Genomic DNA, 23,742 nt, shown 5'->3' on the forward strand with positions numbered 1-23,742 from the left:
TACGCACCTCGCGGAGAACCATGCTCGGAAAACTCCTCATCCGCTATCTGAAGCCCTACCGGTGGCTCATCGCCGGCGTGCTCCTGTTCCAGTTCCTGTCGGTGCTGGCGACGCTCTACCTGCCGAGCCTCAACGCCGACATCATCGACGAGGGCGTCTCGAAGGGCGACACCGGCTACATCTGGTCGACCGGCACCTTCATGCTCGCCATCTCGCTCGGGCAGATCGTCGCCGCGATCATCGCGACGTACTTCGCCGCCAAGGCCGCGATGCGCGTCGGCCGCGACATCCGCAACGACGTCTTCGACAAGGTCAGCGCGTTCAGCGAGCGCGAGGTGTCGCACTACGGCCCGGGCTCGCTCATCACGCGCAACACCAACGACGTGCAGCAGGTCCAGATGCTCGCGATGACGGGTGCGACGATGCTCGTCAGCGCGCCGCTCATGGCCGTCGGCGGCATCATCATGGCGCTGCAGCAGGATGTCGGACTGAGCTGGCTCATCTGGGTCGCGGTGATCACGATCCTGGTCGTGGCGAGCCTCGTGATCAGCCGCATGGTGCCGCTGTTCCGCAGCTTCCAGAAGCGCCTCGACGCCGTGAACCGGGTCATGCGAGAGCAGCTCACCGGCATCCGCGTCGTGCGCGCGTTCGTGCGCGAGCCCATCGAGCAGGCGCGGTTCGAGGTCGCGAACCACGACATCATGGATGTCGGCCGCCGGGTGGGCACGCTGTTCATCACGCTGTTCCCGCTGTTCATGCTCGTGCTGAACCTCACCGTGATCGGCGTGATCTGGTTCGGCGCTGCCGAGGTCGACGCCGGGAACGTGCAGGTCGGCACGCTCTTCGCCTTCATGCAGTACGTCGGCGTGATCCTCGGCGGCGTGCTCATGGCCGCCTTCACGACGATCATGATCCCGCGCGCCGCGGTCTCCGCCGAGCGCATCGGCGAGGTGCTCGCCACCGAGACCACGCTGCCCCGACCCGAGCACCCGATCGCGGAGTTCCCGACGCCGGGCACGGTCGAGTTCCGGGATGTCGCATTCGCGTACCCGGGCGCCGAGCACGCCGTCGTCGAGGGCGTGTCCTTCCGCGCCGAGCGCGGCGAGACCGTGGCGATCGTCGGCTCCACCGGTGCGGGCAAGACCACGCTCGTCTCGCTGATCCCGCGACTCTTCGACGTGACCGGCGGCACCGTGCTCGTGAACGGCACCGACGTGCGCGAGGCCGACCTCGACGAACTCTGGAAGACCATCGGGCTCGTGCCGCAGCGACCGTTCCTGTTCGCCGGGACCGTGGCCTCCAACCTCCGGTTCGGCCGCGAGGAGGCGACCGACGAGGAACTCTGGCATGCGCTCGAGATCGCCCAGGGCCGCGACTTCGTCGCCGCGATGGAGGGCGGGCTCGACGCGCGCATCTCCCAGGGCGGCACCAACGTCTCGGGCGGGCAGCGCCAGCGCCTCGCGATCGCGCGGGCCATCGTGCACCGCCCCGAGATCCTCGTGTTCGACGACTCGTTCTCGGCGCTCGACCTCACGACCGATGCGAGGCTCAGGCAGGCGTTGTGGCGCGAACTCCCCGAGGTGACGAAGGTCGTCGTCGCCCAGCGCGTGTCGACCATCACCGACGCCGACCGGATCGTCGTGCTCGAGGACGGCCGCGTCGTCGGCCTCGGCCGGCACGACGAGCTCGTCGAGACCTGCCAGACCTACCGCGAGATCGTCGAATCCCAGCTCGGAGTGGAGACCCAGGCATGAGCCGCGAGAACAGCACCCCGAAGCGCCGCGGCGCGCGCGGTCGGGCCGCGGCGGCGGTCGCAGAGGCCCAGCAGCCGACGCTCGAGCAGCTCGAGGAGCAGCAGCTCGCCGAGGAGGCGCGCATCAACTCGGGCTCGTGGGACTCGGTCGCCCCCGGCAAGGCGCAGGACTTCGGCCGCAGCTTCCGCCGGATGCTCGGCCTGCTCGCCCCGTGGAAGTGGTCGTTCGCGTTCGTCTCGCTGCTCGGCGCGATCGGCGTCGTGCTCACGGTGATCGCCCCGAAGGTGCTCGGCGAGGCGACGAACGTCATCTTCGAGGGCTGGATCTCGCTCCAGCTCCCCGCGGGCGTCACGCAGGAACAGGTCGTCGAGCAGCTGCGCGCCACCGGGCAGGACGACCTGGCCAACATCGTGGGCGCTGCGACGCTGACCCCGGGCGAGGGCATCGACTTCGTGCGCCTCAGCCAGCTCGTCATCATCGTGCTCATGCTCTACGTCGTGGCGTCGATCCTGTCGTGGATCCAGGGCTACGTGATCAACGTGATCATGGTCCGGGCGATGTACGGACTGCGCGAGCAGGTCGAGGCGAAGATCCACCGACTGCCGCTCAGCTACTTCGACCGCACCCAGCGCGGCGAGCTGATCTCGCGCGTCACCAACGACATCGACAACATCACCCAGACGATGCAGCAGTCGCTCTCGAGCGCGCTGACGAGCATCCTCACCGTCATCGGCGTGCTGGTCATGATGTTCTCGATCTCCTGGCAGCTCTCGCTGGTCGCGCTCGTCGCACTGCCGCTCATGGGCGTCATCTTCGGCATCATCGGCCCGAAGTCGCAGGCGGCGTTCGGCATCCAGTGGCGCAAGGTCGGCCGCCTGAACGCCCGCGTCGAGGAGTCGTTCTCGGGTCACGCGCTCGTCAAGGTCTTCGGCCGCGAACGCGACGCGAGCGAGAAGTTCCGCGCCGAGAACGAGGAGCTCTACGAGGCCGCCTTCAAGGCGCAGTTCCTCGCGGGCATCATCATGCCGGGCATGCAGTTCATCGGGAACCTCACCTACGTGGGCATCGCGGTGCTCGGCGGCCTGATGGTCGCCGGCGGCCAGCTCCGGCTCGGCGACGTGCAGGCGTTCATCCAGTACTCCCAGCAGTTCACCCAGCCGCTCTCGCAGCTGGGCGGCATGGCCGCGGTCGTGCAGTCGGGCACGGCATCGGCCGAGCGCGTCTTCGAACTGCTCGACGCCGACGAGGAGGAGGCCGACGCCCCCGACGCCCCCGCGGCCGTCGATGGCCGCGGCGTCATCGAGTTCGATCACGTCGCCTTCTCGTACACGCCCGACCGGCCGCTCATCCGCGACCTGTCGTTCCGCGTCGAGCCGGGCCAGACCGTCGCGATCGTCGGCCCGACCGGTGCGGGCAAGACGACGCTCGTCAACCTCGTCATGCGGTTCTACGAGCTCGACGGCGGTCGCATCCTGATCGACGGGCAGGACATCGCCGAGCTCACGCGGCACGACGTCCGTGCGCGCACCGGCATGGTGCTGCAGGACCCGTGGCTGTTCGGCGGCACGATCCGCGAGAACATCCGCTACGGCCGCCAGGACGCCTCCGACGACGAGATCGTGGCCGCCGCGAAGGCGACCTACGTCGACCGGTTCGTGCACTCGCTGCCCGACGGCTACGACACCGTGCTCGACGAGGACGCCTCGAACGTGTCCGCCGGCGAGAAGCAGCTCATCACGATCGCGCGCGCGTTCGTCGCGCAGCCGAGCGTGCTCATCCTCGACGAGGCGACCAGCTCGGTCGACACGCGCACCGAGCTGCTGCTGCAGCACGCGATGGCGGCGCTCCGCGAGGGTCGCACGTCGTTCGTGATCGCGCACCGCCTCTCGACGATCCGCGACGCCGACCTCATCCTGGTGATGGAGCACGGCGACATCGTCGAGCAGGGCACGCACGACGAGCTCATCGCCGCGCAGGGCGCGTACTACCGCCTCTACAACTCGCAGTTCGAGCAGGCGGCCTACGACGTCGACGCCGAGCTCGCGATGGAGGCCGAGGCCGCGGTCGGCACGCCCGCCGAGGCGGCACTCGGGTTCGACGGCGGCGCCGAGGCGTCCGCCGACGCATCCGTGAACTGATCGACACGACACCGGGGCCCTGGGTCGGACATGGTCCGGCCCAGGGCCCCCGTCGTGTTCGGCGCCGGCGTTCAGAAGAGCGGGCGCCCGGCGGCGAGCCGCCGCTGCACGTCGCGCAGCTGACGTCGGATCGGCCACTCACGCGCCGCCCTCGGGAGCACGTGCATGAGCCGCGCGAGCCGTCGCGAGGACCGGTCGAACGCCCGCTGGTCGGCCTCGCTCCACGGCATCCGCATGAGTTCGCGGAACTCGGGCGGGAGGTGCCCGGCGACCATCCGGTTGCGCCAGCGGAGAAGTCCGGGCGGGAGCCGGCGGTCCAGGTACTCGAGGCGCACGATCCGCATGAGGTAGTCCCGGGTCTCGTCGTCCATCTCGAGCGAGGCGAGCGTCTCGCGCCAGTAGACCTCGAAGTCGTCGCGCGTGGGCGGCCACATCTCCGGCGGCAGTTGCAGCGTGGTGCCGAACACCATGCCCTGACGGTAGAACTCGTCGCGGAACGCGCCCTCGGGCGGGCCGAACACGGCGGTGTACGCGTCCTCGGCTCCGCGGTAGAGGCACGCGGCGACCCACTGCTGGAGGGCCGGGTCGAACGCGTCGTACGACACGCGAGACCCGGGTTCGGAGCGGACGCGAGCGTGCGAGCGGTTCGTCGCCCGGCGCATCGCCGCACGTTCCTCGGCATCGCCGAGCATCGTGACGGCGATGTAGGCCATCGTGGTGCGCGCCCGCCGCTTCGGGTTGGTGAAGAGGTTCCCCTCGACGACGGGGCTCTCCATGACGCCGGAGGCGACCGGGCGCATCGAGAGCTGCATGATCACGTTCGCGGTTCCGCCGGCGAGGACGGTCCAGTTCACGGCGCGGCGGAGCGCCCAGTTCTCGATCGCGTCGAGTGCGCGACGTTCGTCGGCGGTGCGCCGACGACCCGGCCGAGTCCGCGCCACCACCTCATCGTGGGCGTCGACGTCCACCTCGACGTCACCCATGACCTCGACCTCGACCTCGACCTCTCCGTCGCCGTCCACGCCGCGATCGTACCAAGAAGTGAACGGAGATTCACTTCCCCGGCGTCGACGCGATCGGGCGCCCCACAGCGCCGGGGTAGCCTCGAAGGGCCGTGACCATCCCCAGCCCGCTCCCCATCGCCCCGACGTGGCGCCTGTGGCTGGTGTGGGGTGTCGGGGTCGCGGCGTACATCGTCTCGGTCACGAACCGTTCGTCGTTGTCGGCCGTCGGTGTGGACGCCGCGGTGCGGTTCGACGCCGACGCCTCGACGCTGTCGATGTTCGCCGTCATCCAGCTCGCGGTCTACGGCGGCATGCAGATCCCCGTCGGCCTGCTGCTCGACCGGTTCGGCGCGAGGCCGATCATCACCGCGGGCATGGCGCTCATGGCGATCGGGCAGCTCGTGCTCGCGTTCGCGCCCGACGTCGGCTGGGCGATCTTCGCGCGCATGCTCCTCGGCGCCGGCGACGCGGCGGTCTTCCCGAGCGTCCTGCGCGTCATCGCGGTCTGGTTCCCGGAACGACAGGCGCCGCTCATGGTCCAGGTGACCGGACTGGTCGGCCAGTCCGGCCAGATCCTCGCGGTGCTGCCGCTCGCGGCCCTGCTGCACGCGACGACCTGGACGATCGCGTTCGGCTCGCTCGCCGGACTCGGCGCACTGTTCACCGTGCTCACGTTCGCGGTCATCCGCAACCGGCCGCCCGGCCGGGTCGAGGATGTCTCGGTCGACACGGTCACGGGCGCCATCCACGATCCTCGGCCGACCTCCGGCAGGGCTTCCGGGAGTCGTGGGCGCACCCGGGCACGCGGCTGGCGTTCTGGTCGCACTTCACGACCCCGTTCTCGGGCACCGCGTTCGTGCTGCTCTGGGGCTTCCCGTTCCTCACCGTCGGCGAGGGCCTGACCCCGGCGATGGCGTCGCTGCTGTTCACGGTCTACGTCGTGTTCGGCATCCTCGTGGGTCCGGCCATCGGCGCGCTCTCGATCCGGCACCCCACGAACCGGTCGCGCCTGCTCGTGCTGCCCGTCATCGGCATCCAGGTCGCGGCGTGGCTCGCCGTCATCCTGTGGCCCGGCCCGTCGCCGCTCTGGCTGCTGTTCGTCCTCGCGTTCGCCATGAGCACGGGCGGGCCGGGCTCGATGATCGGCTTCGACCACGCGCGCACGTTCAACCCGAGCCACCGCCTCAGCACCGCGACCGGCATCACGAACGTCGGCGGGTTCCTGGCCGCGCTCCTCGCGATCCTCCTCATCGGCATCGCGATGGACGCGCAGGGCGCCGGCACGCCCGACACCTACACGCTCGAGGCGTTCCGGATGGCGTTCCTGACCCAGGTGCCCCTGTGGCTGCTCGGCTCGCTCTTCATCGTCATCGAGCGGCGCCGCACGCGCGTGCACATCGGGCTCGACGAGCCGCGCGCGCGGCGCCGCGACCGCGGCACCGACCGCTCGAGCTGAGCGCCCGTCGAGGGCGAGCGGATGCCGCAGCCGCGGCCCGCACGTCGGGTCGGCGCTCGCTCCGCCTCCCGCCCCACCCCGTCCGGGCGCGTCGTCGCGTGGCGCCTCGACGCGGCGGTCCGTGCGCCCCTAGGGTTCAGACATGGACGGCGCGCTGGGGGCGATCGCGGCCTGGATGCCGGAGCAACGGTGGTTCGGCGGCAAGGGCCGGATCCCGACGCTCCGTCGCATCGGCGCGTGGGAGCTGCCGACGACCGAACCCGGAGTGCGCGTCCTGTCGCTCCTCGTGATGGACGACGCCGCCGAGCCGCCGGTGCTCTACCAGGTGCCGGTCGTCGAGCGTCACCAGCCCGTCGCGGGCGCCGAGGCGCACCTCGTCGGCGTGCTCGCCGACGGCACCCACGTCTACGACGGGCCGCACGACCCGGCGTTCACGGGCGGGCTGCTCACCCTCATCCGAACCGGCGGCCGGGCGGTCGCGCATGGCGCGTCCGCCATCGGGCACCCGGCCGCGGGGCCCGACGCCGACGCGCTCCCGGGTCGCGCCGACGTCGTGCCCGCGACGGTGCTGGGCGGCGAGCAGTCGAACACCTCGATCGTGTACCGCCCCGACGGCGCGGCACCCGTCATCTGCAAGGTGTTCCGGCAACTGCACCACGGCGAGAATCCGGATGTCACGCTGCAGTCCGCGCTCGCGGCATCCGGTTCGCCGCACATCCCCCCGGTCGTGGGCGACGTCGTCGGCGAGTGGGACGACGTGGGCCGCGGCGACGGCCGCGCACGCGGGCACCTCGCCTTCGCGCAGGAGTTCCTCCCCGGCGTGGAGGACGCCTGGCGCGTGGCGCTCCTCGCCGCGGCATCCGCTCGGGACTTCGCCGCCGAGGCGCACGCCCTCGGCCTCGCCGTCTCGGAGGTGCACGCGGCCCTCGGCGCGTCCTTCGGCCGGGCGCCCGCTTCGCCGGAGCTCGTGGCGGCCGTGGCGGCGGCGTGGACTCGACGGCTCACCATCGCGGTCGCCGAGGTCCCGGCGCTCGAGCCGCACCGGGCCGAGATCGAGGCGTTCTACGCGCGCGCCGAGGCCGGCGCGTGGCCCGACCTGCAGCGGGTGCACGGCGACCTGCACCTCGGGCAGGTGATCCTCGCGCCGGGCCGCGGCTGGTTCCTGCTCGACTTCGAGGGCGAGCCGATGCGGCCGATGGCCGAACGCCGGCGACCCGACCTGCCGGTGCGGGACGTCGCGGGCATGCTGCGCTCGTTCGACTACGTCGCCGGCGCGACGGGGCTCGCGAAGCCGGAACGGGCCGCCGACGCGCACGCCTGGGCGGCATCCGCTCGGCAGGCCTTCGTCGACGGGTACGTCGCGGCATCCGGCATGGACCTCACCGTCTACCGCGACCTGCTCGCGGCGTTCGAGCTGGACAAGGCCGTCTACGAGGCGATCTACGAGACGCGGAACCGCCCGGACTGGGCGCCGATCCCGCTCCGCGCGATCGCTGGTCTGCTCGAATCGGGCCCGCTGCAGGCCTCGCCGGAGGCGAGTGCCGGCTGATGCCGGTCGCCTGCGTGCGCCGGCTCGGGCACGGGGTGCGCTCGGCGGTTCAGCGGATGCCGCGGGCCCAGAGCAGCAGCGGCGTCCGTTCGGCGTACTCGCGGTAGTCGTCGCCGAATGCGGCGAGGAGCCGGTGCTGCTCGAGGTGGGCCTTCACGACGAGCACGACCGCGAGCAGCACCCACACCACCACGAGCTCGATGCGCGCCCGCCAGATCACCCAGCCCGCGGTCGCGATGAGGAGGCCGACGTAGACCGGGTTGCGGGTCAGCCGGAACACGCCGCCGGTCCGGAGCGTCGCGCCCTCCCGCGGCGCGACCCACGGCACGAGGTCGCGGCCGAGCGCGACGACGCCGGCGCCCGAGATCACGAGTCCGGTGATGACGAGGAGCACCGCGAGCACCGTGGCCTGCTGCCCGGCCCAGAGCGGGTCGCCCGGCAGCAGCGGGAGGGCGAGCAGCACGAACTGCGCCAGGACGAGCCAGTTCGCGCGATCCTTCATACGAGCCATCCTCTCGCGGCCGGCCCCGGACCCGCCAGGCGGGACGGGCCGAGCCGGAGCCGCCCTGCGGGACGCACGCGCACCGCGCCCGCCCGTCACGCCCGCCCGTCACGCCCGCGCGTCACGCCCGCCGTCACGCCCGCGCCAGGATCGCGCCGACGTCGACGCCCGGCGGCAGCGCGCCGTACATCGACCCGCCGTCGCCCTCGAGGCGCGACCGCACGAACGCGTCGGCCACCGCCCCGGGCGAGTGCTGGAGGAGCAGCGACCCCTCGAGCACGAGCGCGAGCCGTTCGGTCAGTTCCCGTGCGCGCAGCGCCGCCGTCGCGGCATCCGCCCCGCTCAGTTCGCCGACGACGGCGCGCGCCTCGGCGAGCGCGAGGTCGAACCCGGGGTCCTCGCCCGCCGCCTCGCCGACGACGTCGAAGAAGGCCATGAACGCCTCGGGCTCGCGGGCGAGCACGCGCAGCACGTCGAGCGCGATGACGTTGCCCGAGCCCTCCCAGACGGCGAGGAGCGGCTGCTCGCGGTAGCGGCGCGCGAGCGGGAAGCCCTCGGTGTACCCGTTGCCGCCCAGGCACTCGAGGGACTCGGCCGCGTGGTCGGCGCCGCGCTTGCAGATCCAGAACTTCGCCACCGCGGTCGCGAGCCGCCGGAACGCCTGCTCGGAGTCGGACGCGTCGACGTCGTATGCGCGCGCGAGCCGCATGGCCGTGAGCGTCGCGGCCTCCGACTCGAGGGCGAGGTCGGCGACGACCGCGGCCATCGCGGGCTGGTCGACGAGCAGCGCGCCGAAGGCGCGGCGGTGCCGCACGTGCCAGGCCGCCTCGGCGACCGACTGCCGCATGCCGGCCGCGGTGCCGATGACGCAGTCGAGGCGCGTGCGGTTCACCATCTGCACGATGGTCGCGACACCGCGGCCCTCCTCGCCGACGAGCCAGCCGGTCGTGTCGTCGAGCTCGATCTCGCTCGAGGCGTTCGAGCGGTTGCCGAGCTTGTCCTTCAGCCGCTGGATGCGGAACACGTTGCGCTCGCCGCCCGGGAGCACGCGCGGCACGAAGAAGCACGACAGCCCGCCCGGCGCCTGTGCGAGCACGAGGAACGCGTCGCTCATGGGCGCGCTGCAGAACCACTTGTGCCCGGTCAGGGCGAACTCGGCCCCCCACTCCGAGCGGATGCCGCCTCCCGCGCGCGGCACGGCCCGCGTCGTGTTCGCGCGCACGTCGGAGCCGCCCTGCTTCTCGGTCATCGCCATGCCCACGAGTGCGGAGGACTTCGGGGCACCGTCGCCGCCGTCCAGCCCGGGCTCGTACGCGCGGCTCAGCAGCCGCGGCATCCACTCGGCCCGCAGCCCGCCGGCGGCGTACTCGAGCGTCGCGACCGCGGCGTGGGTCATCGAGATCGGGCAGGCGTGCCCCGGCTCGACCTGCGCGAGCAGGAGGAACGCGGCCGCGCGGTCGACGCTCGCACCGGGCCGCGGGTCGGCCCACGCCGAGGTGTGCGCCCCCGCGGCGGTCGCGATCGCCATGATGCGGTGGTAGGACTCGTCGTACTCGACCTCGTCGATCCGGGTGCCCCAGCGATCGTGGGTGACGAGCCGCGGCGGGTCGGTGTTCGCCAGTTCGGCATCGTGCTGGAACGCCGCCGCGCCGACACGGCGGCCGAGCTCGTGCAGCGCGCGGGACGCGGCATCCGCCTCATGGGAGGGTGCACCGGAGCACGCTGCCGTCCCCCACCGCGCCACCGACTCGACGAGCGGGACGTTCGCGGCGAACTCGTCGACGCCCTCGCGGGGCGGAGCCTGGTTCGGGACCTCGTGCGTGATCATCGTCGACCTCCGCCGTCCATTCTCGTGTGCCGCCTGCGCTCCGCCGCTAGGGTGTGGCCAGACGAGTTCCCGAGGGGGTCCGGTGAGCATCGACACGAGGCCGCAGTCATCGCCGTCGCCGGCGCCCGAGGAGCCGGGCACGGCCTGGTGGTCGCTCCACCCGGAGGACGCCCTCGCCGAGGCGAGGAGCGACGCCGCGCACGGGCTCACCGAGGCCGACGCGGCCGCCCGGCTCGCCGCCGTCGGGCCGAACGCCCTCGTCAGCGCCCCGCCGCCGAGCACCTGGCGCATCGCGCTCGGCCAGGTGAGCCAGCTGATGACCCTCATGCTCATCGCCGTCGCCATCGTGTCGCTCCTCATCGGCCAGGTGTCGACCGCGATCATCGTCGCGATCCTCGTGCTCTACAACGTGATCAGCGGCACCCGGCAGGAACTGAAGGCGCGCCGCAGCGTCGACGCGCTCGCGAAGCTGCAGACGCCGCAGGCGCGCGTGCTGCGCGACGGCTCGATCCGCCTGGTGGATGCCACGGATCTCGTGCCCGGCGACATCGTCGACCTCGAGGCCGGCGACCTGGTGCCCGCCGACGGGCGCATCCTGCGCGCCGCGAACCTCGAGACCCAGGAGGCGGCGCTCACCGGCGAGTCGCTGCCGATCCCGAAGGGCCCGAGCGCGAACGACGCCGACACCGCGCTCGCCGATCGGACGGCGATGGTGTTCCAGAACACGTCGGTGACGCGTGGCACCGCCCGCATGGTGGTCGCCGAGACCGGGATGCGCACCCAGATGGGCCGCATCGCGTCGCTGCTCACCGAGGTCGACTCCGGGAAGTCGCCGCTGCAGCGCGAGCTCGACGGGCTCACGAAGGTGCTCGGACTCATCGCGTGGGGCGCCGTGCTCGTCATCATCGTGATCGGCGCCGTGCGCGGGCAGAGCGTCGAGGAGCTGCTCTTCCTCGGCACGGCGGTCGCGATCTCGGCGATCCCGACCGGCCTGCCCGTGTTCGTGCAGGGGCTGCTGTCGTGGGGCGCGTCCAAGCTCGCCGCGGAACGTGCGATCGTGGCCTCCCTCAACGACGTCGAGACGCTCGGCGCGACGAGCGCGATCTGCTCCGACAAGACCGGCACGCTCACGATGAACGAGATGACCGTGCGGACGGCGTGGATGGGCGGCGACCACTTCCGCGTGACGGGCGAGGGCTACTCGTCCACCGGGCAGATGCTCGGAGCGACCGACGAGCCCGTCGAGGCGAAGACGCTCGGGCTCGCGATCAGCCTGCCGAACGACGCGACCGTGTCGACCGAGGGCGTGGTCGTGGGCGACCCGACCGAGGCGGCGCTCATCGTGCTCGGCGCGAAGCTCGGCATCGACGCGGATGCCGCGCGGCGCGACTTCCCGCGCCTGGCCGAGGTGCCGTTCGACTCCGACTACAAGTTCATGGCGACGTTGCAGCGCATGCCGGTGCGCGGAGAGACGCGCCTCGTGCTGCTCGTGAAGGGCGCGCCCGATGTCGTCCTCGGACGCTGCACGTCGATGCTCACGACCGAGCGCGAGGTCGCGCCCGTCGACGCGGAGGCCGCGACCGCCGAGCTCGAGGGCATGTCGGCGCAGGGCCTGCGGACGCTCGCCTTCGCCGCGCGGTTCCTCGACGACGCCGACGAGGGTCGCGTCGCGGCCGACCCCATGTCGTGGGTGCAGGAGCTCACGCTCATCGGGCTGGTCGGCATCGTCGACCCGCTGCGTCCCGAAGCGAAGACCGCGGTCGAGCTGGCCGCGTCGGCCGGCATCGAGGTGCGCATGATCACGGGCGACCACGCGGTCACGGCCGGAGCGATCGGCCGCGAGCTCGGCCTCGGCCGCGGGGCGGTGAGCGGCGCGGAGCTGCAGGCGATGAGCGACGAGGAGCTCACCGAGCGCCTGCCCGACCTGCACGTCTTCGGGCGGGTCACGCCCGATGACAAGCTCCGGCTCGTGCGGCTGCTGCAGTCGCAGGGCGCCATCGTCGCGATGACCGGCGACGCCGTGAACGACGCCGCGGCGATCAAGCAGGCCGACGTGGGCGTCGCGATGGGCTCCGGCTCCGAGGTGACGAAGCAGGCGGCGAAGCTCGTGCTCACCGACGACAACTTCGCCACGCTCGTGCACGCGGTCGAGCTCGGCCGCATCGTGTACGCCAAGATCACCGCGTTCCTCCGCTTCCAGATGACCCAGCTGATCAGCCTGATCCTGCTGTTCCTCGCGGCGAGCGCGTTCCAGATCGCCGACGGCGTCGCGCTGTTCCCCGCCCAGGTGCTCTTCCTCAACTTCTTCGTGACCCTCTTCTCGGTCCTCGCGATCGCCGCCGACGCCCCGCCGCCCGCGACCATGTCGCATCCGCCGCGCGACCCGAAGCTCGGCATCGTCAACCCGCACGCCGTCGGCGAATGGCTCGGATACGGGCTCGTCATCTTCCTCGTCTCGCTCGTGCCGCTCGTCTGGGGTCCCGATGCACCGAGCCCCGACACGCCGACGGCGTCGATGACGATGGCGTACGTGATCGTCGGCTTCGGCACGGTGCTCAGCGCGCTCATGATGCGCCGCTCCCCCGAGTCGGGCCTCGTCGCACCGATCGCGGCGGTCGCGAAGCTCCTCGTCTGGCCGGTGCTCATCATCGTGCTCTCGACCGAGCTCGGCTTCCTGCAGCGGCTGCTCGGCACCGTCTCGCTCACCGGATGGCAGTGGCTGGAGTGCCTCGTGCTGCTGCTCTTCGTCGTGGTGGCCGTCGAGGGCGACAAGTGGATCCGGCGGCTCCGGGCTGCGGAGCGGGAGCGGGTGCGCGAGCAGGAGCGGGCGGACGGGCCGGTCGAGCCGGCCCGCACGACGGGAGCCTAGCCCTCGAGCAGCCCGCGGAGGTCGTCCGCATCGAGCGTCGCGCGGGAGAACGCGCCGTCCGCGGCGTCTGGCCGCCCGTCGGCGCCCTCCTCGACGCCGACGGCCGCGTCGCCGTCCGCCGCATCGAGCACGGATGCCGCGAGCTCGCCCTTCTTCGCCTTGAGCTCCATGACCTTCTGCTCGATCGTGCCCGCGGCGACGAGCCGGTAGACCATGACCTGCTTGTCCTGCCCGATGCGGTGGGCGCGGTCGATCGCCTGGTCTTCGCTCGCCGGGTTCCACCACGGGTCCATGAGGAACACGTAGTCGGCCTCGATGAGGTTCAGCCCGACGCCGCCGGCCTTGAGGCTGATGCAGAAGACGGATGCCTCGCCCGCGCGGAAGCGCGCGACCTCCTCGTCGCGGCGGCGCGCGGGCGTCGACCCGTCGAGGTGCGCGTACGGCACGCCCGCGGCATCCAGCCGTTCGGTCACGCGGTCGAGGAACGAGGTGAACTGGCTGAACACGAGCGCGCGGTGGCCCTCGGCGAGCACGTCGTCGAGCTGCTCGAAGAGCGCGTCGAGCTTGGCCGACGGGATGCCGGCGTGCCGCTCGGCGTCGACGAGGCTCGCGTCGAGCGCGAGCAGGCGGAGGAGCGTGAGCGACCGGTAGACGATGAACCGCTGCCGGTCGAGGTCGTCGACGAGGCCGAGCAGCTTCTGCCGCTCGCGCTGCAGCACGACGTCGTAGAGCCGCCGGTGTTCGGGTACGAGCTCGACCTCGAGCACCTGCTCCTGCTTGGGCGGCAGCTCGGGTGCGACGGCCTCCTTCGTGCGGCGCAGCACGAGCGGCCGGATGCGTCGGCGCAGCCGGTCGAGGCGCTCGGCGTTGCCCTCCTCCTCGATGGGCCGGCGGTAGCGCTCGTCGAACGCCCGGCGCGATGGGAACAGCCCCGGCGCGACGATCCGGAGGATCGCCCACAGCTCGCCGAGGTGGTTCTCGAGCGGCGTACCGGTCACGGCGAGGCGGAACGGGGCGCGGATGCCGCGGGCGGCCTCGTGCACGCGCGTCTCCGCGTTCTTCACGAACTGCGCCTCGTCGAGGATCAGCCCGCCCCATTCGAGGTCGCCGAACTCCTCGGCCTCGAGACGGAGCACGGCGTAGGTCGTGACGACGAGATCGGCGCCCGCGGCGATGTCGGAGAGCGACCGGCGCCGCTTCGCGGTCGTCGCGGTGACGGATGCCACGCGCAGCCCGGGCGCGAACCGGGCGGCCTCGCGCACCCAGTTCGAGGCGACCGACGTGGGGGCGACCACGAGGAAGGGCGGCGCTCCGGCGGCCGGCGCGGCCGCGGCATCCGTCGTCGCCCGCTCGACCGCGTGCTGCATGAGCGCGAGGCACTGCACGGTCTTGCCGAGGCCCATGTCGTCGGCGAGCACGCCGCCGAGTCGGTTCGCGTGCAGGAACGCGAGCCACCGGAACCCGTCGAGCTGGTACGGGCGGAGCGGCAGCGTGAGGCCCGCCGGAGGGGGGAGGTCGGGCACGTCGCCGTGCTCGAGCCCCGCGACCGTCGCACGCCACGCGAGCGCGGGCTCGGCGACATCCGCCAGGTCTTCGAAGTCGGCCCAGAGGCTCATGCGGCTGGGCGGGATGCGCACGCCCGTCTCCCACTCCTCGAGCGTGCCGGCCTCCTCGATGAGGTCGCGGAGCTCGTCGAACACCGGGAGGTCGAGCGAGAGGTACGACTTGTCGACGAGGAGCAGGCGCTTGCGGCCCGTCGCGAGCGCGCGGAAGAGCGGCATGAACGGGACCTTCCGCCCGCCGACGGTCACGACGACGCCGAGGTCGAACCAGTCGCGCTTGCGGCTCTCGACGAGCGAGACCGCGAGCTCCGGCCGCTCGGTCGCCTCGCGGTAGTCGGGGCGCTCGCCGCGCACGTCGATGCGGAACGGGCTCGGGCTCCGATCCGCGAGCGCCTCGAGACGCGGCATCCGCTCGGCCGAGAACTCGGCCGCGTCGATGCCGCGGAGGAGGACCGCCTCGAACGGCACCCAGCCGAGCTCGTCGGCGACGCGGGCGACGAGGTCGTCGTCGAACTCGGGGTCGGGCTCGGCGGACGGGTCGACCTCGGAGACCCGGCCGTCTGCGCGTTCCCACCGCCAGGCGAGGCGCAGCACGTCGTCGGGCTCGTACCGGGCGTCGAGCACGAGCGTCGCGGGCGGCGTCGGCGGCAGCTCGAAGGTGGCGTCGCGGCTCGTGATCGCGAGCGTGCGGGCGAGCGGGTGCACGTGCGCGGTGAGGAACTCGGGCACCTCGGCGGCCGGCACGCGGATCGGTTCGGGCGCATCGAGGAGCGCGAGCTCGGCGGAGCCGAGACCGCTCGGGACCGGCGCGAGCTCGATGCGGCCGGCGTCGAGGTCGAAGCGGTAGAGCCCGTGCGCGGCGATCGGGCGGATGCCGACGCCGGTGCTGCCGCCTGCTCCGGACGCGTCCCCGCCCGTTCCCGCGCCGACGCCCGCACCGAGGCCGAGCGATCGCGGCGCGCCGTCGACCGTCAGCGTCGGGGCGAGCACCAGGTCGCCGTCGGCGCGGCTCGCGTCGAGGCCGAGCGTCGCCGCGCCCTGCAGCACGACCTCGGGCGTGACGTCCGATCCGACGAGCGCGATGCCGAGCCGACCCGCCTCCGCGAGGAGCGCCCACAGCAGCGGGCTGTCGAACTCGTCGACCGTGATCCACTCGGAGCCGTAGACGTGCACCGACGGCGTCGTGCCCTTGAGCATCGCGAACTGCGCGAACCACCGCGACTGCGCGGGGTCGACCCCCGCGGCGGAGGCCTGGTAGGCGATGTTCTGCCACGTGAGGCCGTCCTTCACCCAGGCGCCGCGGGCGCCCTGCGCGACCGGCCGGACGGCGAGCCGGTCGACCGCCGGCGCGCGCCGTGCGGGCTCGTCACGCGGACCGCGCCACTCGCCGTTCCGGCGCTGGACGCGGCGACGCAGCTCGAACTGGAGGCCGAGCGGACGGAGGTCGCCCGTGCCGCGGACGGACGCGGCATCCGTCGTCGCACCGGCCGCCGACGCGACCGCGGCGCTCGCGTCGAGGCCCGCGAGGGCGGCGCGCCAGTCGGGCGTGCGGTCGGCGGGCATGCCGTCCATGCTCGCACGCACGTCCGACGATCGGTTCGCGAGTGAGCGCGGTCAGGTCGCGGGCCGCAACGGCGGAAGGCCACGGTGTCGACCTCCGTGTCGGGCGTCACGAACGCGGCGGTCGTGCGGGCCGGGTCGGATAGCGTGAGCGGATGCAGGTGACCCGCCTCCGCCTCTACCCGGTGAAGTCGTTCGCGGGGTTCGACGTCGGTTCGGCCGTCGTGCGCCCCTGGGGGCTCGAGGGCGACCGGCGGTGGGGCGTCGTCGAACCGGATGGCACGCCCGTCACGGCGCGGGAGCGCAACGCCCTGCTCGGACTCACGGCCGAACCGCTCGCCGACGGCGGCCTGCTGCTCGGCGGGCCGGACGGTGCCGAACCGCTGCGCGTCGATCCGCCGCTCGGCGCCGCGCCCATCGCGGTCGGCCACTCGCGCCAACGCGAGGCGCTGCCCGCCGGCGACGAGGCCGACGCGTGGGTGAGCGAGCGCATGCGGATGCCGCTGCGGCTCGTCTGGCAGCCCGACCCGTCGCAGCGGCCCGTGAAGGACACGCACGGCGGCCTCCCCGGTGACGGGCTGACGCTCGCCGACGCGGGGCCCCTGCTGCTCGTGAGCGAGTCGTCGCTCGCGCAGCTGGACGCGTGGACGCCGGAGGACGTGGCGCCGCTGGATGTCGTGCGGTTCCGGCCGAACGTCGTCGTCGACGGCGACGTGCCGTTCGCGGAGGACTCGTGGCGGAACGTGCGCATCGGCGGCGTCCGCTTCCGGTTCGGCGAGGTCTGCGACCGCTGCGTCATGACGACGATCGATCCCGACACCCTGGCGCGCGGCAAGGAGCCGGTCCGCACGCTCGCGACGCACCGCAAGTGGGACGGCGCGACCTGGTTCGGCATCCGGATCATTCCTGAATCGGAGGACCGCGGCCGGCCCGAGCGCGCCGCCTCGGTCGTGCGGCGCATCTCGGTCGGCGACGAGGTCGAGGTCGAGGAGGCCTGACCGGCCCCGCCCGGCTGGAACCGGAGGCGACCATGCGCGGGGGATTGGGTTTACCGACACTCTGTCGGTAAACTCTCCGGCATGTCCCCTTCGAAGCTCCGCTGGCTCGGCCTCGCCGTCATCGGACTCGCCGTTTCGCTCATCATCGTCGACACGACCATCGTGAACGTCGCGATCCCCTCGATCGTCGACGACCTCGGGCTGAGTTCGACGCAGGTGCAGTGGGTGCAGGAGTCGTACACGCTGGTGTTCGCCGCACTGCTCATCCCGTTCGGTGCGCTCGGCGACCGGATCGGTCGCCGACGGATCCTGATCCTCGGCGTCACCGTCTTCACCGCGGCGTCCGTCCTGGCGGGCATCGCACCCTCGGGCGAACTGCTCATCGCGGCCCGCGTCCTGCAGGGGGTCGGCGGCGCCATGGTCCTCCCCGGCACGATGTCGCTCATCAACGCGATGTTCCGCGGGCGCGATCGCACGACGGCCTTCGCGGTGTGGGGCTCCATCATCGGCGGCATGGCAGCGGTGGGCCCCCTGCTCGGCGGATGGCTCATCACCGACTTCTCCTGGCGCTGGGCGTTCGGCATCAACGTGCCGTTCGGGATCCTCGTCGTCGTCGGCGCCCTCCTGGCCCTCGACGAGTCGCGCTCCGAGCGAACCGGCTCGCGGTTCGACGTCCTCGGCTCGGTCCTCGTCGTCGTCTCCGCGGGAACGCTCGTGTTCGCGCTCATCGAGGGGCGCACGCTCGGCTGGTGGGCGACGGGCGAGGTTCCGACCGTCGCCGGATGGTCCTGGCCGTTCGCGGTCTCGCCGACCCCGTGGCTGCTGGCCGCGGCACTGGTCTCGGGCCTGGCCTTCCTCGCTTGGGAGCGGCGTCGACGACGGCACGGCCGATCGACGCTGCTCCCCCTGGACCTCTTCGCCGTCCGGACGTTCTCGGTCGGCAACCTGGTCTCGGCCATCATCAGCCTCGGCGAACTCGGCATCCTCTTCGTGCTGCCGCTCTGGGTCCAGAACGTCCTCGGCTACGACGCCCTGCAGGCGGGACTCGTCCTGATCGCGCTCGCCGTCGGCTCGTTCCTGGCCACCGGAGCGGTCAGCGGCCTCGCCCGCAGGCTGACCCCGATCGGCATCCTCCGGGTGGGCATCGCCCTCGAACTCGTCGGCGTCCTCGGCCTGGCGATCACCCTCAGCGCGGACTCGTCATGGGTCCAGCTCAGCGGGCTGCTCTTCGTGTACGGCATCGGCATCGGCCTCGCCAGCTCCCAGGTCACCAACGTCGTCCTCGCCGACATCCCCGTCGACCAGAGCGGCCAGGCGTCGGGCACGCAGAGCACGGCGCGCCAGATCGGCTCGGCGCTCGGCATCGCCATCCTGGGCACGGTGCTCTTCGGCACGCTGCAGGCCGATCTCGACGCCCGCCTCGACGGGCTCGACGCGACCACGCGGGATCAGGCCGTGACCGTCGTGACCCGGAGCGCGGGCGCCGCCATCCCGGCCCTCCGCGCCGACCCGGCCACGGCCGCGGTCGGCGACGAGGCGGCCGCGAGCTTCACCGTCGCCGCTTCGGCCTCGGCGTACGGCGCGGCCGCGTTCCTCGCACTCGCGCTCGCGGCCTCGACGTCGCTGCGCTCACGCACCGTCGGCGAGGGCGCCTCGCGCAGGAGGCGGAGCGACGACGTCGGTGCGCCGACGGCCGCCGTGGACGGCGCACAGGAAGGTCCGAGGGCATGAACACCCCGTCGTCGTCGACGAGCGTCGGGGAACCGGCGCGCCGTGCCGGCTGGAGCACCTGGCTCGTCCGCGTCGTCGCTGCCGCCGCCCTGCTCGTCGTCGGCTGGGTCGCCGTGACCGCCTGGGACGCCGTCGCGCACGGGCACCCGGCGTACGCGATCCTGCTCGCCCTGACCGCGATCGGCGGCGCGGTGACGCTCGTCCTCGCCATCCGCCGCCCCGCTCGCGCGAGCGGATGGCGCCTGGCGGTGCGGGTCGTGCTCCTCGTGGCCGCGGTCGCCTGGATCGGGGTGATCGGATGGCTCCGTCCCCACCCCGCGACCGAACCCTCGCTCACCGCGATGACCTCCGACGGGACCGTCGAGGTGACCGAGACCCCGACGTCGATCACGATCGCCCCGACCTCGGGGGGCGGCGGCACGGGCGTCTTCTTCCAGCCCGGCGCCCTCGTCGACGCTCGGGCCTATGCCGCCGTCCTGAGCCCGCTCGCCCGGGACGGGAACACCGTGGTCATCGCGAAGCAGCCGCTCGGGATCGCGTTCCTGGCCCTCTCCGCGTTCGATGACGCGCGCGCGACGCATCCCGACGTCGGACGATGGGTGCTCGGCGGGCACTCCCTGGGCGGCACGGTCGCGACGATGCAGGCCGATGGCGCCGATGCCGACGCGACGGCGCCCGCCGCCGGACTCCTGCTCTACGCCTCCTATCCGGCGGGCGACGTCTCGGAGAGCCTGACCGTTCCCGTGGCGTCGATCTCCGGCTCGCGCGACGGATTGGCGACGCCCGCCAAGATCGAGGCCTCGCGTGCGGACCTGCCGCCCGAGACCCGGTTCACCGAGATCGCGGGCGCATCGCACGCCCAGTTCGGCGACTACGGGCCCCAGGCGGGCGACGGCACGCCCGAGCTCACCGACGACGAGGCCCGCGACCTGATCTCGGAGTCGAGCCTCGACTTCGTCGCGGGTCTCGCCGAGTGAGGTCGCGGCCGCGCTCGCGGACCTCGCCGCTCACGGAAGCCCTGGCCGACCTCGTCGGCGCGCAGCGGACCGCCGCCTGAGGCGCATTCGGCATACGTGCGCGAGGTCGCACGGATCGACGGCCGGAACGGACCGGATACGCGATTCGTGCGACCTCGCGTCGTCGGAGCGCCGGAAGCTGCGACATCCGCGTGCGCCGTTCGTGAGGGTTCGTCAAGACCCCTCCGCACTCTTCCCCCTGTCCGGAGTGCGTGTTAGCGTCCCTCTCACTCGCCCGTGAATCCCGGGCGAATCCCCTGTAAGGAGTGCACGTGAAGCAACGCACGCGCGGATGGCTCGCTGTGACCGCAGCGAGCGCGACGATGGTCGCCGGGGCCGCCTTCGGCCCGGCCGCGATCGCCGCCCCCGCGAACGATTCCCCTGCCGAGTCGACCTCCGCATCTGCGGCCCGACCCGACAACCGACCCGGCCCGCTGACGCAGCGACAGGACGAGCGCCGCAAGGCCGCGCAGGAGCTCATCCTGTCGGGCCAGGCCTCGCCGAGCGAGGACGGCGTCGTCGAGGTCGCGGAGGACAAGTACTACGAGGCCGCGGTCAGCGGCAGCGGCCGCCTGTTCACGATCCTCGCCGAGTTCGGCGACCAGGGCAGCGGCAAGCTCGGCACGACGCCCGGCCCGCTGCACAACGAGATCGCCATGCCCGACCGCACGGTGAACAACAGCACGCACTGGCGCGCCGACTTCGACACCGCGTACTACGAGGACCTGTTCTTCGGCGCCGAGGACTCGATGGCCGACTTCTACTCGAAGCAGTCGTCGGGCAACTACACCGTCGAGGGCGAGGTCAGCGATTGGGTGCAGGTGCCCGGCAACGCGTCGACCTACGGCGACAACAGCGTCGAGGACTACGGCGGGGCGTGGCAGTTCATCGCCGACTCGGCCGACGCGTGGTATGCCGCGCAGGTCGCGGCGCAGAAGTCCCCCGACGAGATCCGCGCCGAGCTCGCGAGCTTCGACGTCTGGGACCGCTACGACTTCGACGGCGACGGCGACTTCGACGAGCCCGACGGCTACCTCGACCACTTCCAGGCCGTGCACGCCGGCGAGGGCGAGGACGCCGGCGGCGGCGCCCAGGGCGAGGACGCGATCTGGTCGCACCGCTGGTACGTCAACTCGACCGACTTCGGCCAGACCGGGCCGATGGTCGGCGACACGCAGGTGAAGTTCGGCGGCACCGAGATCGGCGACTCCGGCATCTGGATCGGCGACTACACGGTCGAGCCCGAGAACGGCGGCCTCGGCGTGTTCGCGCACGAGTACGCGCACGACCTCGGCCTGCCCGACTTCTACGACACCGCGGGCGGCGAGAACTCGACGTCGTTCTGGACCCTCATGTCCAGCGGCTCGTGGCTCGGCGACGGCACCGAGGACATCGGCACCAAGCCCAACTACATGGGCCCGTGGGAGAAGCTCCAGCTCGGCTGGCTCGACTACGCGGTCGTGAGCGAGGGCACCGGCGACGCCGGCGAGTTCACGCTCAGCCCCGCGGCCCGCCAGGTGGCCGACCAGGAGCAGGCGCTCGTCATCGACGTGGCCGACGCCGGCATCGAGAGCACCTACACGGCGCCGAACTCCGGTGAGTACGCGTGGTGGACCGGCAGCGCCGACGACCTCAACACGACGCTGACCCGCACGCTCGACCTCGGCGGCGTCCGCTCGGCGACCGTCACGGCCAAGGCCTGGTACGACATCGAGGCCGGCTACGACTACCTGTACGCCGAGTACTCGACCGACGGCGAGAACTGGACGCAGGTCGGCAAGCCGCTCGACGGCTCCTCGAACGGTCGCTGGTCGACCCTGCGGTACACCGTCCCCGGCGGCGCCGAGACGCAGTTCCGCTTCCGCTACCAGACCGACGGCGGCGTGCACTACGCCGGCGCGTTCCTCGACGACATCGTCATCAAGAGCGGCGGCACCACGCTACTCACCGACGACGTCGAGTCGGGCGACAACGGCTGGACCGCGGCGGGCGCGGGCTTCAAGCGCTCGACGGGTGTCGAGACGAGCGAGGGCGACCGCTACTACCTCGTCGAGAACCGCACCTACGTCGACTACGACGCCACGCTGCAGACCGGCCCGTACCAGTTCGACCAGGGCTACACGGCGCCCGACCACGTCGAGCACTTCCCGTTCCAGGACGGCATGCTCGTGTGGGCGGTCGACGAGGCCTACAGCGACAACAACACCATCGAGCACCAGGGCCACGGCCTCGCGCTCCCGGTGGACGCCAACCCCGTGAAGTTCACCTACGAGGACGGCACCGGCCCGAGCAACCGTCGCCAGCCGTTCGACGCGACCTTCGGCCTGCAGACGATCGACAAGGTCGAACTGCACAAGGAGGTCCTGGTGGGCAAGGGCAAGAGCCAGGCCGTGGACTACATCGCCGCGGTCGGCTCGACGGGTGACACGAAGCAGACGGCGACCTTCACGGACGCCGACGAGAACGCGTTCTTCCACTCGTCGAACCCGCTCGGCGGCGTGATCGTCGCGGGCGCGGGCGTGCAGGTCACGGTGACCGACCAGAACACGGGCGGCACGATGACGGTCCACGTCGTCAACCCGTGAGCTGACGCACACGTCGTCCCCAGCGGATGACACGCGAGGGCCCGTCTCCATCACGGAGGCGGGCCCTCGTCGTACGCTCGGCTCAGCGCCCCGGAAGCGGGCGCCGATCGAGGAGCCCAGCATGTCCCAGCCTCCGTCCGCGCAACCGTCTCCGGAGCCCGAGCCCGTCTACCCGCCGCCGCCGTCGGACGCGCTGAACCGCATCGAGGACATGCGCGCCTCGGTGTTCTTCGACGGACCGAAGCGCGTGCGGAAGATCCAGCGGTTCTGGATCCTCCTCTCGCTCTCGTCGGTCATCGCGGCCGCGGGCGTCGTCGGCGATTCGACCGCCACGGTGATCGGCGCCATGATCGTCGCGCCGATGATGCTGCCGATCCAGGGCACGATGCTCGCGACGGTGCTCGGCGATCGACGGAACCTGACGTTCTCGCTGCTGATGATGATCGGCGGCGCGGCCGCCGCCATCCTGATCGGCTGGGGCGTCGGGCTCCTCGCCGCGACCCCGATCACCGAGCAGACCAACTCGCAGGTCGCCGCACGCGCGACCCCAGGGCTCATCGACCTGCTCGCCGCGCTCGCCACCGGGGCGGTCGGCTCGATCGCGCTCGTCCGGAAGGACATCTCCGACACGCTGCCGGGCGTCGCGATCGCGATCTCGCTCGTGCCGCCGCTCGTCGTCGTCGGCATCGCCGCCGAGTCGGGCGACTGGGGCAGCTCGATCGGCTCGCTCATCCTCTTCATCGCCAACGTCGCCGCGATCCTCGGCACGGGCGTCGTGATCATGGCGATCTACCGCGTGCAGCGGTGGGGCCGCATCGGCCAGGCGGGACCGCCGCCGGGCGTGAAGGCCGTCAATCGGAAGCGGTCGAACATCGCGATCGCCGGCATGCTGGTGCTCGTCGCGATCCCGCTCGCGCTCTCGACCTTCGTCACCACGAGCCTCAACACGCAGCAGGCGAACATCACGCAGGCCGCGGAGGCGTGGGCGCTCACGGCCGACCTCGACGTGATCTCGGTCGACTACGTCTCGGCGCTGTCGTACCTCGTGCGCATCACCGGTGGCGACGAGGCTCCGGATGTCGCTGACCTCACCGACCGGCTCACCGCCGCGGGCATCGACCCGACGACGGTCGACGTCGAGTGGATCCCGTCGGTGCGGGTGAACGCGGGGGACTGAGGCGGGCTCGCGA

Annotated in this window: 15 protein-coding genes; 11 read left to right on the forward strand and 4 right to left on the reverse strand. The window is 72.3% G+C overall.

Annotated elements, in window-relative coordinates:
* The first annotated feature begins 20 nt into the window (after nucleotides 1–20).
* Nucleotides 21–1,754: an ABC transporter ATP-binding protein gene (locus ACQ393_RS13475; protein ID WP_430647371.1), complete on the forward strand. Its 1,734-nt coding sequence runs from the start codon at nucleotides 21–23 to the stop codon at nucleotides 1,752–1,754.
* Nucleotides 1,751–3,892 carry an ABC transporter ATP-binding protein gene (locus ACQ393_RS13480; RefSeq protein ID WP_430647372.1) on the forward strand — a complete coding sequence of 714 codons (2,142 nt, stop codon included), beginning with the start codon at nucleotides 1,751–1,753 and terminating at the stop codon, nucleotides 3,890–3,892. The genes ACQ393_RS13475 and ACQ393_RS13480 overlap by 4 nt, the downstream gene beginning before the upstream one ends.
* Before the next feature lie 71 nt (nucleotides 3,893–3,963).
* On the opposite strand, the gene ACQ393_RS13485 is transcribed toward ACQ393_RS13480, so the two are convergent.
* Entirely contained in the window at nucleotides 3,964–4,914 is a 951-nt protein-coding gene (locus tag ACQ393_RS13485; RefSeq protein WP_430647373.1) for an oxygenase MpaB family protein, read from the reverse strand.
* Nucleotides 4,915–5,006: 92 nt separating this feature from the next.
* On the opposite strand from ACQ393_RS13485, the gene ACQ393_RS13490 reads away from it, so the two are divergent.
* The 3 genes from ACQ393_RS13490 (at nucleotide 5,007) to ACQ393_RS13500 (ending at nucleotide 7,901) form a co-directional block, all read left to right on the forward strand.
* Nucleotides 5,007–5,798, forward strand: a complete 792-nt coding sequence (locus ACQ393_RS13490) for an MFS transporter (protein ID WP_430647374.1) — start codon at nucleotides 5,007–5,009, stop codon at nucleotides 5,796–5,798.
* Complete coding sequence (locus tag ACQ393_RS13495; RefSeq protein WP_430647375.1) at nucleotides 5,753–6,352, forward strand: MFS transporter; 600 nt, start codon at nucleotides 5,753–5,755, stop codon at nucleotides 6,350–6,352. The genes ACQ393_RS13490 and ACQ393_RS13495 overlap by 46 nt, the downstream gene beginning before the upstream one ends.
* Before the next feature lie 142 nt (nucleotides 6,353–6,494).
* Nucleotides 6,495–7,901, forward strand: coding sequence for a maltokinase N-terminal cap-like domain-containing protein (locus tag ACQ393_RS13500; protein WP_430647376.1), 1,407 nt, complete (start codon nucleotides 6,495–6,497; stop codon nucleotides 7,899–7,901).
* Between the two features lie 49 nt (nucleotides 7,902–7,950).
* Here ACQ393_RS13500 and ACQ393_RS13505 read toward each other — a convergent pair whose 3' ends face one another.
* Nucleotides 7,951–8,403 carry a methyltransferase family protein gene (locus tag ACQ393_RS13505; protein ID WP_430647377.1) on the reverse strand — a complete coding sequence of 151 codons (453 nt, stop codon included), beginning with the start codon at nucleotides 8,401–8,403 and terminating at the stop codon, nucleotides 7,951–7,953.
* 133 nt (nucleotides 8,404–8,536) lie between these two features.
* Nucleotides 8,537–10,231, reverse strand: coding sequence for an acyl-CoA dehydrogenase family protein (locus ACQ393_RS13510; RefSeq protein WP_430647378.1), 1,695 nt, complete (start codon nucleotides 10,229–10,231; stop codon nucleotides 8,537–8,539).
* A gap of 82 nt (nucleotides 10,232–10,313) precedes the next feature.
* Between ACQ393_RS13510 and ACQ393_RS13515 the strand changes: the two genes are divergently transcribed.
* The gene (locus ACQ393_RS13515; RefSeq protein WP_430647379.1) at nucleotides 10,314–13,100 is read left to right on the forward strand and encodes a cation-translocating P-type ATPase; all 2,787 of its coding nucleotides are present in this window, start codon (nucleotides 10,314–10,316) and stop codon (nucleotides 13,098–13,100) included.
* Here the strand turns inward: ACQ393_RS13515 and ACQ393_RS13520 are convergent.
* Entirely contained in the window at nucleotides 13,097–16,225 is a 3,129-nt protein-coding gene (locus ACQ393_RS13520) for a DEAD/DEAH box helicase (protein WP_430647380.1), read from the reverse strand. The genes ACQ393_RS13515 and ACQ393_RS13520 overlap by 4 nt on opposite strands.
* Before the next feature lie 152 nt (nucleotides 16,226–16,377).
* Here ACQ393_RS13520 and ACQ393_RS13525 point away from each other — a divergent pair, with 152 nt between their 5' ends.
* From ACQ393_RS13525 to ACQ393_RS13545, 5 genes are all read left to right on the forward strand, one after another.
* The gene (locus ACQ393_RS13525) at nucleotides 16,378–17,220 is read left to right on the forward strand and encodes an MOSC domain-containing protein (protein WP_430647381.1); all 843 of its coding nucleotides are present in this window, start codon (nucleotides 16,378–16,380) and stop codon (nucleotides 17,218–17,220) included.
* 81 nt (nucleotides 17,221–17,301) lie between these two features.
* Nucleotides 17,302–18,951 carry an MFS transporter gene (locus tag ACQ393_RS13530; protein ID WP_430647382.1) on the forward strand — a complete coding sequence of 550 codons (1,650 nt, stop codon included), beginning with the start codon at nucleotides 17,302–17,304 and terminating at the stop codon, nucleotides 18,949–18,951.
* The gene (locus tag ACQ393_RS13535; protein ID WP_430647383.1) at nucleotides 18,948–19,928 is read left to right on the forward strand and encodes an alpha/beta hydrolase; all 981 of its coding nucleotides are present in this window, start codon (nucleotides 18,948–18,950) and stop codon (nucleotides 19,926–19,928) included. The genes ACQ393_RS13530 and ACQ393_RS13535 overlap by 4 nt, the downstream gene beginning before the upstream one ends.
* A gap of 311 nt (nucleotides 19,929–20,239) precedes the next feature.
* Entirely contained in the window at nucleotides 20,240–22,552 is a 2,313-nt protein-coding gene (locus ACQ393_RS13540; RefSeq protein WP_430647384.1) for an immune inhibitor A domain-containing protein, read from the forward strand.
* Between the two features lie 121 nt (nucleotides 22,553–22,673).
* Nucleotides 22,674–23,729 carry a DUF389 domain-containing protein gene (locus ACQ393_RS13545; protein WP_430647385.1) on the forward strand — a complete coding sequence of 352 codons (1,056 nt, stop codon included), beginning with the start codon at nucleotides 22,674–22,676 and terminating at the stop codon, nucleotides 23,727–23,729.
* Nucleotides 23,730–23,742 lie beyond the last annotated feature (13 nt).

It is taken from the genome of Agromyces sp. GXS1127, from assembly GCF_050565425.1.
In the GTDB taxonomy this organism is placed as follows: domain Bacteria; phylum Actinomycetota; class Actinomycetes; order Actinomycetales; family Microbacteriaceae; genus Agromyces.